Source organism: Armatimonas sp., from assembly GCF_043757465.1.
Lineage (GTDB): Bacteria > Armatimonadota > Armatimonadia > Armatimonadales > Armatimonadaceae > Armatimonas.
The window spans coordinates 1-10,410 of record NZ_JAYVPL010000004.1 but is presented as its reverse complement, the minus strand read 5'-3'; the positions used below and the strand labels follow the sequence as shown (position 1 = coordinate 10,410).

Annotated in this window: 10 protein-coding genes; 3 read left to right on the top strand and 7 right to left on the bottom strand. The window is 60.0% G+C overall.

The genetic code is table 11. The features are described 5' to 3' along the window. The first annotated feature begins 206 nt into the window (after nucleotides 1-206). Nucleotides 207-404: a hypothetical protein gene (locus ACH2ED_RS00645; protein ID WP_395088205.1), complete on the top strand. Its 198-nt coding sequence runs from the start codon at nucleotides 207-209 to the stop codon at nucleotides 402-404. Here ACH2ED_RS00645 and ACH2ED_RS00640 read toward each other — a convergent pair. Genes ACH2ED_RS00640 through ACH2ED_RS00610 form a run of 7 tightly spaced genes read right to left on the bottom strand, consistent with a single transcriptional unit; the run spans nucleotide 377 to nucleotide 8,453 of the window. After that, nucleotides 377-1,147 carry a GNAT family N-acetyltransferase gene (locus tag ACH2ED_RS00640; RefSeq protein WP_395088204.1) on the bottom strand — a complete coding sequence of 257 codons (771 nt, stop codon included), beginning with the start codon at nucleotides 1,145-1,147 and terminating at the stop codon, nucleotides 377-379. The two genes, ACH2ED_RS00645 and ACH2ED_RS00640, sit on opposite strands and share 28 nt — an antisense overlap. Then, nucleotides 1,132-1,653: an SEC-C metal-binding domain-containing protein gene (locus ACH2ED_RS00635; protein WP_395088202.1), complete on the bottom strand. Its 522-nt coding sequence runs from the start codon at nucleotides 1,651-1,653 to the stop codon at nucleotides 1,132-1,134. Before ACH2ED_RS00635 ends, ACH2ED_RS00640 begins: the two co-directional genes overlap by 16 nt. A gap of 17 nt (nucleotides 1,654-1,670) precedes the next feature. Then, complete coding sequence (locus tag ACH2ED_RS00630; RefSeq protein ID WP_395088200.1) at nucleotides 1,671-3,686, bottom strand: pre-peptidase C-terminal domain-containing protein; 2,016 nt, start codon at nucleotides 3,684-3,686, stop codon at nucleotides 1,671-1,673. Next, the gene (locus tag ACH2ED_RS00625; RefSeq protein ID WP_395088198.1) at nucleotides 3,683-5,131 is read right to left on the bottom strand and encodes a c-type cytochrome domain-containing protein; all 1,449 of its coding nucleotides are present in this window, start codon (nucleotides 5,129-5,131) and stop codon (nucleotides 3,683-3,685) included. Before ACH2ED_RS00625 ends, ACH2ED_RS00630 begins: the two co-directional genes overlap by 4 nt. A gap of 39 nt (nucleotides 5,132-5,170) precedes the next feature. Continuing rightward, entirely contained in the window at nucleotides 5,171-6,688 is a 1,518-nt protein-coding gene (locus tag ACH2ED_RS00620; RefSeq protein WP_395088196.1) for an ABC transporter permease, read from the bottom strand. Nucleotide 6,689: 1 nt separating this feature from the next. Next, the gene (locus tag ACH2ED_RS00615) at nucleotides 6,690-7,619 is read right to left on the bottom strand and encodes an ATP-binding cassette domain-containing protein (RefSeq protein ID WP_395088206.1); all 930 of its coding nucleotides are present in this window, start codon (nucleotides 7,617-7,619) and stop codon (nucleotides 6,690-6,692) included. Between the two features lie 15 nt (nucleotides 7,620-7,634). After that, entirely contained in the window at nucleotides 7,635-8,453 is an 819-nt protein-coding gene (locus ACH2ED_RS00610; RefSeq protein ID WP_395088195.1) for an ABC transporter permease, read from the bottom strand. 102 nt (nucleotides 8,454-8,555) lie between these two features. Here ACH2ED_RS00610 and gatC point away from each other — a divergent pair, with 102 nt between their 5' ends. Beyond that, the gene (gatC, locus tag ACH2ED_RS00605) at nucleotides 8,556-8,855 is read left to right on the top strand and encodes an Asp-tRNA(Asn)/Glu-tRNA(Gln) amidotransferase subunit GatC (protein ID WP_395088193.1); all 300 of its coding nucleotides are present in this window, start codon (nucleotides 8,556-8,558) and stop codon (nucleotides 8,853-8,855) included. Nucleotides 8,856-8,858: 3 nt separating this feature from the next. Beyond that, nucleotides 8,859-10,319, top strand: coding sequence for an Asp-tRNA(Asn)/Glu-tRNA(Gln) amidotransferase subunit GatA (gatA, locus tag ACH2ED_RS00600; protein WP_395088191.1), 1,461 nt, complete (start codon nucleotides 8,859-8,861; stop codon nucleotides 10,317-10,319). Nucleotides 10,320-10,410 lie beyond the last annotated feature (91 nt).

Here is a 10,410-nt window from a genome sequence, read left to right as displayed (position 1 = left end):
TGTTCCAATTCTTAATGACTTGCCATGTGAGAAAGCGATTCCTTTAGGTACTTTGTCGCCTTTTCCCGTCAGAGTTCGTAATAAGCGCTCTGTTTTTGCCCATTTGCCGGTGGGGATCGCGGCGCATCGTCGGCAAAAAAAGACTGAAAAGTCCCCCGCAATTAGCGGAAACTAAAGGTGCTACGACACTCAGGTAGAAGGCTCCCATGATGCCTATCTTCTGGATATTCTCGAAGCCACAGAGGATATCGCCTGGTACGTGCCTCACCTCCGTGCCGCTTCTCGCGCTCACCTACCATGAAGAAAAGCGGGTCGCTTGGCGTGCGATGCTGGCTCTGGGGCAACTCACCGCCCCACGTATTCGTGCCCGCCTCCTTCACGAGGCGCGGCGGGGCGGGGTATAGAGGTAGAGCGTCCCGATTTGCTGGTAGCCGACACTGGGGTAGAGCAGAGCACCCACGTGGCTGGCAAGCAGGACGTTCGCCGTTGCACCCGCCGCTTTATCATCGGTGAGCATCCGCGCGAGTAATGCGCGGGCAATTCCCTGGCGGCGGTAGGCAGTGAGCACAAACATGCTGTTGCACCAGCCGCACCCGGCTGCCGCGACACTGCTTACCCAGCCCACGGTCTGGGGGACGGCCTCATCAAGCGCGATGTACTGACGCATCGGAGGTGGGTCTTGTGTCAGAAACTCCGGGAGAATCTGCCGCCGCCCGGCGGTTTTCGCCAGCGCTTCAGCCTGCTCGGCGGTCAGTACACGCTGAACGGGAAAGCGCTCGGATACCGTGGGGATGTCCGTGAGATCGTGCACCAGAAACGGCTCCGTTGCCATCAGACGGTAGCCTAGCGCTTTGAACGCGGCGCGCATCGCCGTGTCGCCGGTGCCTGTGGGAAGCAAGTAGCAGATCGTGAACTTATCCCGTGCCCGCGCCCGTGCCTGGCGGTCAATCTCAGCGGGCGGTAGCTCCCACGCGACATACTCCTCGCCACGGTAGGTGGCGCTCGGGCGGCGGCGCGGTGCATCGTAGAGTCGCCAGAGATTCTCGCTCAGCCGCTCGGAGAGAAACGGGTGGGTGAAGCTGCGCGTGAAGCAGAACCCCTCCACAAAGACTTCCAGAGCCGTTGCTGGTGTTATTTCCCGAGGCAACACTTTTTATATTTTTTTCCGCTTCCACAAGGGCAAAGCTCATTACGTCCAATTTTTTCTACGCGCGCGGGTGTGGAAACAAAACTTAAAGTTTTGAGTGCCTCTTTATAAAGCTTGTAGTGCCGTTTTATGCGCTGAGAATAATCATTGGTTTTAACAAGCTCTTTGACGACATCTAAAAATCTTTCATCACCGTCGCATCTCGGGCTTCCCATATTAAAATTTACACCAACGAGATGATCCATCATATCTTTTCCGACGCCGGGAAAACACTGTTCATAGAATTTTCGATTTTCCCATCCCCAGGTAATGACAGTCACGGGTTGTGAGCTACTCTTGTGGAGCACATTGAGAAAGACACGGCGACAATCGCAATCAGGAATAGTACAGTAGGCATCTGCGAGGTAATAAGTCTCTTCTTCCTCATCGTCGTTAAAAAACGTGATCGTGCGCGTCTCTTCTGAGGCAATCTCAGGGAAAAGCTGATAAAAAGGACCAAAAGTCATGCGTTTATTTTGAACTTTCACTTACTGACATTGAGCGTAAGGAGGGGTGCAGCGTGGGGCGTGAAGCGCAACTCGTCCACCACGGAGCGGGCGATAAGAGTGAGGCGCACTTCGCCAATGGCGGCATTCGCCTCAGCCTTGAAGATTAATTTATGCTCACTTTGTTTCTCGGGCACTTCCGGGTTGGTCACCGTGACGCCTGTCGGCAAGCCAGTGAGAATCAGCGGCACTTTCGCCTCAAAGCCCGGCTTTCGTGTCAGCTTGACGATCAGCTCGACGGTCTGGCCCGCTTTGAGCTCGACGCGCTCGCTGGCAAGAGCGACGGTGACATCTGCGGGGCCGGTGACACTGGCAAGCGGCATGGGCACGGGGCGCGTGGTGCGCTTGAGCACATCCCCTTCTTTTACGTATTCCTCTTGCAGGGCTCGGGCACGGCGCGTGAGGTTCTGGGCGCTCCCGGTGACGCGCAAGGGAACGGTGGGCGACGGTGCCGCGCTGGCATCGGCAGTGAGAAACAGGGTCACCTCGCTCTGGCCGCGTGGGATCTGTGGTGTCCCAACAAGCTGAACACCGGGCGGGAGCCCCGTAAAGCTCAGCACGATCTCGCTATCAAGGCCGTACTGGCGGGTAGCGCTGACAATCACCGGGATGCGATCGCCCGGCGCGATACTCAGACAGTCCGGCGCGACCGTGAGCGCAAACTCCGGCGTAGCGGGAGCAACCCGCAGGCGGTAGCTAAACTCGGGGCCAGAGCGGCCATTGAGATCCGCGATACGTATCGTGAACTCACCGTTGTCGGGGGCAGTGAAGGCTAAAAACGGATCCTTGCCACGTGCATCGTCGTTGCTCGCGAGCTCGCCTCCGTCTTTGTTGAGTACTGTGAGTACGCCGTCCAGCCGGGAACCTAGCCGCGCCGCGAAGACTTCGAGCAAGATCACCTGGCCTTTCGTGGCGGCAAAACGGAAGCAGTCTACATCGGGGCGTGTCGGCGAGGGCGAGGTAAGCTGGCCATTGACCGTGACCGGCAGGGCGATGAGCTGGCTGAGCTTGACGCTCTCATTCGGCTCGGCTTCGACGGTGTCAGGGAAGGGGCTCACATCGAGCCGCAAGCCCTGTGCAAAAGGCATAGGATCGAAAGGAAGCTCGGAGGGCAGCACAAGCGTGGCCTCGGAAGAGGGCAGGTTGACGCCCGTAAGTGCCAGATGGGCAGCACTGCCAGCTTGTCCGCCCAGCGGAAAGGTGCTGGTGATGGTAGGGAGCTTGCCGATACTGAGGCGGTAGTGGTGATCCGCACTGCCCTGATAGCGCAGGTCATGAACCATCAGAAAGTACTCGCCGCTCTTGCGTGGGGTGAAAATCAAGCGAGCATCGGGGCGTGCCAGAGCGCTTGCCGAGGCGACATCGTGACCCTCGGCGTTGCGTAGCACCAGCACAGGCTCCATCGTGGCCGCTGCCCCGAGCGACGCGCCCGCCTGCGCTTCGGCAACAAACGGCTCACCTGCGGTCAGCGTGACTTTGTAGACATCCACGTCCTCGCCGCCGTCGCTCTTGGCATTGACTGTCACCGGCCCCGTGAGAGCTTGCGCGGTCTGGAGTGTGTTATTGGGCTCCTTCTCCGCAAGCTCTGGCCACTGTCCGACAACCACATAGCCGGGCTCTGAGCTTCCCAGGGGGGTGGCGACGCGAAAGGCATAGCGCCCCGGCGGCAGTCCTGGCGCAAGTGCGAGTGTCGCCGTGAGCTTGCTCTCCGGGTTCTTCGCGCCCGCCGCAGGCGTCTCTGGCTTGAGCGTGGCAACCGTGATGCCTGGATTCTCAAAGAGCAGCGCCGTGCCGTAGCCGATATTCACCCCCGCGATAACACACTCGACGCTCGTGCCATGCTGGCCACCAGTGGGCACCACGGAGCGCACTTTCGGGCGGAGCGTCTGCGCAGTGACTGGCAGAGTCAGGAACAGGGTGGCGAGAAGTAGAGTGTGGAGGCATCTTGCACTCCCCCCGCTTCTTGCACTCCCCCCGCTTCGTTCGTTCCTCACTGCGCGACCCCCTCTCCCTCTGAATCCACGTTCCGTGGGACGAGAGGGGGTGAACCCACCCCTCGGGCTCCCCTCCCTTCGTCCCGACGAAGTCGGGTTTCAGGCGAAGGGAGGGGCTGGGGGAGGGATGCCGGTGCTTGTGTCGAGAAGCTCCCCTCTAATTTATTGGGGTCGAGGCTCCAGAGAAAGACTTGACCGTCCCAGGTTCCCGCCGCGAGGTGCTTTTTATCCGGGCTGAAGCGCACGGCATAGCACCAGTCTTTGGGGTCGCTAAACGTGGCTGTCGTGCCGCCACTGCCCACGTTCCAGACTCGAACTGTCTTGTCCCCAGAGGCTGTCGCGGCGAGCTGGCCATCGGCGCTCACCGTGACCGAGAAGATACTCTGTCCGTGGCCACCGAAGTTGCGGACAGGGCCGCCACTCTCCGGGGCGATGTTCCAGAGCTTGGCGAGCTTATCGGTGCTGGCACTGAGGAGCTGGCCTCCCTGTGTGAAGCACAGATCGGTGACAGGCTCGTCGTGCGCTCCTAGCGAGTAGAGCCGCTTGCCGCTGGCGACATCCCAGATCTTGACACTTTTATCGTTACTGGACGAGGCGAGGAGCTTGCCGTTGGGTGAGAACGCCACTCCAGAGACAGCATCGGCGTGATCTCTCAGGGTCTGGCTGAGCTTGCCCGTGGCGGCTTCCCAGAGCTTGAGGCTGCGATCCGCGCTTGCGGAGGCAATTAACTTGCCGTCGGGGGAGAACGCCACTCCTTGCACGGTGTCGGTATGATCGCCAAACACGAGTGTCTCTTTACTATCGAGGGTGCTCCAGAGTCGCACCTGGCCAATCGCACCCGACATCCCGCCGCCTGCCGCGAGCCACTTCCCATCCGGAGAGAACGCCAGCGAGCGCACCGTGTCCAGATGCCCGCTCCAGGTCTTGAGGACGGTTCGGCTCACCGGGTCACAGAGTAGCACGCGCTGGTAGGTTCCAACGGCCAGGAGTTTCCCATCGGGGGAAAACGCCAGTGCGTTCACGGGGGCCGCGATGCCCAGAGTCTTACCCACGGGCTTGGGAATCGGCATGACGGTTGCCGCTGTTGCCGCTTTGACGACTGGAGCTTTTGTACCCGTAATCGCCACTGTATCCAGCTTCGCTCCCGCATCCACCCAGCGCCGAATAATCTCAATATCGGGCTGCTTCAGCCCGGAGCCGGGCGGCATGATGGGCTTTTGCACTCCGGTGAGCATGCGTACCAGACGGCTCTGGTCGCTCTTGCCGGGAAGTATCGCGATACCCGCCTTGCCGCCTTTCATCAAGGCGGTGTAGGAGTCCACGGAAAAGCCTGCCGTCGGAAGCTGGGCACTATGGCATCCAAGGCAAGCGGTCCGTAAGATCGGGACGACCTCACGCTGAAACGAGGGCGGTAATTTTGGGGGCGGCACCTGTGCTGCGGGCATACCTCACAGTATACCCCCGCCGCCGATTGAAATCGGCGTCTACCGCCGTGCCCGCTTGATCAGCAGGAGCGAGATCACGCCAAGCAGGCTGGTGAAGGTGCAGTTGATCCACCACAGGGCCTGCACGCCGAAGAATAGCCCATTCGCTACCCGCGAACTAGAACTCTCTAAGTTCATGAGGCTGGCCAGCGGGGAGAAGTAGTAGCTGTTGATCCAGGTGGAGACGGGCTCGTTGTAGTTCGTGTAGCTCTCTGCGGTGAGGGGCAAGAAGTAGGCAGCGGCCAGGATCACAAACGAGAGCGCCATCGTTCCCCAGCGGTTCTTGAGCTTCTGCGAGAGCAGCAGGGTCAGGGCACCAAAGCCAAAGAGTGCACTCAAAACAATCGCGGTCGCCTTGCCCGCCACCGGTAAAAAGCTTGTTCGTGTGTTCCAGCGCTGCTCAGGGTTTGCCATGTGCATGTAAGCGATACCGAGGAGCACCAGACTCGCGGACAAGACAACCAGGCCCGCCACGAAGAGCAAGCCCGAGACGGGATTGCCCTCTTTCAAGCGGAAAAGCTGCTCGCGCAGGCGTTTCGCACCCAGTCCCTCGCCGGAGACAAAGAGGGGGATGAAGAGCAGCGGCAGGAGCACGACACCCACCGCCGTGCCTGAAACGGTCCCGGAGCCGCCGGAGCCCAGAAGCGCCAGCAATCCCACGAAGAGCACGGTCAGGCCACGCAGCAGGCCCGAGCGGTCAGAGCGGGGGTACTCGATTCGGTGCAGTGCTACAATGGTTAGGATCGTCCCCAGCAGGCCATTGACCGTGATTCCCACCAGCCAGCTTGGGACGGCGAGGCCAAAGTAGCTCTCCGTGAGGCTTCCTGCCACCATTGCACCCACGGGATTGACTCCGAGGAGGAAAGGACGGGCATAGCTGTAGGTCGTCGCTGTGCTGAGATTGAGTGCCATCATCGAGAGCGGGAGGGTGCTGAAAAAGAAAACCAGAATGGTGCCGTAGGTCAGCACGGTGGCACTGGTGGTGTTCTTGGCAAACGACGAAAACGCAATCCCCGTGGCCCCGTAGAGAAACGCCGAGGCCATGAGCAGCACGTAGGCCGCACAGATTTCCTGTGGTGAGACGCCCCCCAGCAGGAAACAAAGCGCCACCAGCGGTAGCGACGAGAGCAGGAGCAGCCCGACAAAGCCGACAGCGGAGCCGAGCTTGCCCACGATAATACTACGGCGCGGCAACGGGCTCACCGAGAGCGCCTCGAAGGTGCGTTGCTCGCGCTCGAGGGAGAGCGCACCCGATGTCAGCGCCGGGGTGATCAGGCCCACGAGCGCCGCTTGCACCGCGAAGATGACACCGTAGAACATCCGCCCCATGTCGTAGGACTGCGTGGCGTAGGCCCCTTGCCGCTCTTGACTGGTCAGCCAGCTCAGGTAGGTGCCGCCCAGGATGACGGACAGCAGCCCTAGGTAGAGAAGAAGGATCCAGAACGCCTTAGCACCGCGCATTCGGGTGCGCAGCTCTTTGGTCAGGATCGGGTTTTCAAAGGAGAGAGAAAATGCCATTTTATGCCACCAGGCCCTTTGTCACACGCAGGAAAATATCTTCCAGATCGGTATCTTGCTCGGCGAAGGTCTGCACACGGACGCCGTTTTGAATCAGCGCCAGCAGAACCTCGGATTGGTCGTTGAGCGTGCCGTTGTAGTCCACGCGGATCATCTCGCTCACCAGCGCGACCTCGCGGACATGCTCCACATCGCGCAGGATAGCTATTGCCTGTGCTCGATCCGCATCCGGGACGCGTAGCTCTAAAACACGCCCGCCGAAGACACTCTTCATCAGCTCGTCAATGGGCCCCGCCGCGATCATCTCACCGCGCTCGATAATGCCCACCGAGGTGCAAAAATCCGCGAGTTCCGGCAGAATATGTGAGCTGACAATGATCGTCTTGCCCATGTTGCGTAGCTCTTTGAGGAGCTCTTTGATCTCGATGCGCGCCCGAGGATCGAGGCCGGATGCAGGCTCGTCCAGAAGCAGCACTTTAGGATTGTGCACCAGTGTCCGCGCCAGGCAGAGCCGCTGCTTCATTCCCCGGGACAGCGACTCCACGTAGGCGTCTTTCTTGACAGAGAGATTGGTTAGATCGAGCACTAAGTCAATGAGTCCGGGGCGATCTCCTTTGGGCACACGATAAGAGGCGGCGAAGAAGTCTAAGTACTCCCAAACCTTGAAGTCATCGTAGACCCCAAAGGCATCGGGCATGTACCCGATCTTGGCACGCACGGCCTCCGGGTTCTGAGAGACCTCGATACCGTCCACTTTCGCGCTCCCCGCCGAGGGATCTAGCAGCGTGGCGAGAATCTTGATCGTCGTTGTCTTGCCCGCGCCATTGGGGCCGATGAAGCCAAAAATCTCGCCCTCGTTGAGTGTCAGCGAGAGGTTTTTCACGGCTACTAAGTCGCCGTACTCTTTTCGCAGGTGATTGATCTCTACCAGTGGCATGTTATTTACCTACGCGCTCATCTCTTTGGGGCCATGGGCGAGCTTTCGGGTGACGGCCAGCAAGAGAAACGCAGACGCAACGAGAGAGCCGATGCTGAGAAGAACGGCGATCTCCGGGTGCGCTTGGCTACTATTCTGGTTCATGGTCAGCTCTCCCATCGCGTAGTAGGGGTTGCTCCAGAGCGGGAAGAAGTTGATGCCCTGATTGGAGTAGTTGCTATAGCCCACGACCGACTGCCAGAGCGTGAGCGCCAGTGGGGAGCCCAGAACGAAGAGGGCGATAAGGCCCGCCGTTGCCGCCGTCGCGACCTGGGTTCGTCGGCAAGCCCACGAGCAGAACATTCCCAGAGCGCCGTAGAAGAGGGCAGTGGTCAAGAGTAGCGTGTGTGCCAGAAAAAACTGTGACAGGCTGATCTTGCCCATCAGCGCCGCCGCGATATTCAGCGGGAAGAACACCAGCAAGGTCACGAGAGTCGGCAGGAGCCCACCGATAAACTTGCCTGCCACGATCTCGCTGTGGGTGAGTTTCGAGAGCAGGAGCGCATTCCAGGTCTGCTTCTCCCGCTCCAGAGTGATCGTGGATGCCAGCATCGCGGGGGTAAGAAGCACCACCAGGCTGACCTCTAACGCCGTCAGGAAGAGCCCAAAGGCATCGCGAGCCCCGTTGTAATCGTGGAGCATGGCGCGTAGGCTGAACCAATAGAACAGCGGGATGATCAGCCCGACAATCGAGTAGATCACAACACGGTTCGCCTTAGACTGGCGGCGCAGTTGGAAGCGCATGGCGATCTCTTTGTAGAGAACAGGGTTTTCGGTAAAGACAGACATAGCAAAAGTCCTTCTCCTAGCTTAACGTCATTATGGCCGTTCTGGTTACGGCTCGCTACAAAAAATCACGGGGAGTAATTTTTGAGACGGTATAATAGCCGCATGGCCTTGACCACGGAAGATGTCCGCAAGGTAGGGACGCTGGCCCGCCTTGCCCTTGCAGACGACGAGATCGCGACGATCACCCCCCAGCTCAACGACCTCCTCGACCAGTTTGCTCGCTTGCAGCAGCTCGATACCACAGGCGTCCTGCCTACCAGCCATGCTGTTCCCGTGACAGCACTGCTGCGCTCAGACGAGATTACGCCTTCGCTCTCGCAGGCTCAGGTGCTCAAGCTCACGAGCCACACGGATGAGATCATGGGGGGCTTTATTGTTCCCCAAGTGCTGGGAGGCGACTAGATTATGGAACTGACCCACCTGAGCGCAAGTGCGATTGCGGCTAAAGTTAAGGCGAAAGAAGTGAGTGCACGCGCCGTCACCGAGGCGTTTCTGGCGCGAATCGCAGCTAAAGACGATGCCGTGGGGGCATTTCTCACCGTGATGGCGGAGCAAGCGCTGGCGCAGGCCGATGCCGTGGACGCGAAAATCGCGGCGGGGGCAGACCCAGGGCCGCTGGCGGGAGTGCCCATCGCGCTCAAAGACAACTTATGTACGTTGGGCATCGAGACTACCTGTGCGAGCAAGATTCTGAAAGGTTTTGTGCCGCCGTACAGTGCCACCGTGGTCGAGAGGCTCGAAGCCGCTGGGGCGATTGCGATTGGAAAGACGAACCTCGATGAGTTCGCAATGGGCTCGTCCACCGAGAACTCCGCGCTGAAGCTCACGCATAACCCCTGGAACTTGAGCAAGGTGCCCGGTGGCTCGTCGGGTGGGAGTGCGGCGGCGGTGGCGGCGGACTTCGCGCCCCTCTCGCTGGGCTCGGACACCGGCGGCTCGATCCGCCAGCCCGCGAGCTTCTGCGGCATCGTCGGGGTCAAACCGACCTATGGCCGCGTGAGCCGCTACGGCTTGGTTGCGTTTGCCTCCTCGCTGGATCAGATCGGGCCGTTTGCAAAAAACATTGAGGATGCGGCGCTGGTAATGAACGTTCTCTCGGGCCACGATCCGCACGACTCGACCAGTGTCCCGCGCGACGTCCCGGACTACACGAAAGCGCTGACGGGCGACATCAAGGGGCTGCGCATCGGCGTGCCCACGGAGTACTTCGCCGCCGGGATCGCGCCTGAGATTCGGATTCTGGTGCAGAGCGCGATTGGCGTGCTGCGTGGTCTCGGTGCGGAAGTTGCCGAGTGCTCGCTGCCGCATACCGAGTACACCCTCCCGGCCTACTACATCGTCGCGCCTGCCGAAGCCTCCAGTAACCTCGCGCGCTACGACGGCGTGCGCTACGGCCATCGAACGCAGCGCGCCACCAGCCACATTGATCTCTTCGAAAAGAGCCGTGAGGAAGGCTTTGGCGAGGAAGTAAAGCGGCGGATTCTCATCGGCACCTACGCGCTCTCGGCGGGCTACTACGATGCGTTCTATCTAAAGGCGCAGCAAGTGCGCACGCTGATTCAGCAGGACTTTGAGGAAGCGTTTGCGAACTTCGATGTGCTCATCACGCCTACGGCTCCTACCACTGCCTTTGGGATCGGGGAGAAAACCGACGATCCCTTGGCGATGAAACTCTCAGATATCTGCACGCTCTCAGCCAACTTAGCCGGGATTCCCGCGCTCTCCCAGTGCTGTGGCTTTGATACGAATCAGCTCCCCGTGGGAATGCAGCTCCTTGGCCCGGCGTTCTCCGAGGAGCTACTCTTTAAAGTGGCACACGCCTACGAGCAAGCCACCGACTGGCACACCCGTAGACCCGCGTTTTAGCGAATAAGGGCGTAAGCCCCTCGGCTTCAGCCGTAGGGATATAAGCCCTGTCGCCTTCCGAGGCGACTGAAGCCGCGTAGCGGCGTTCTGG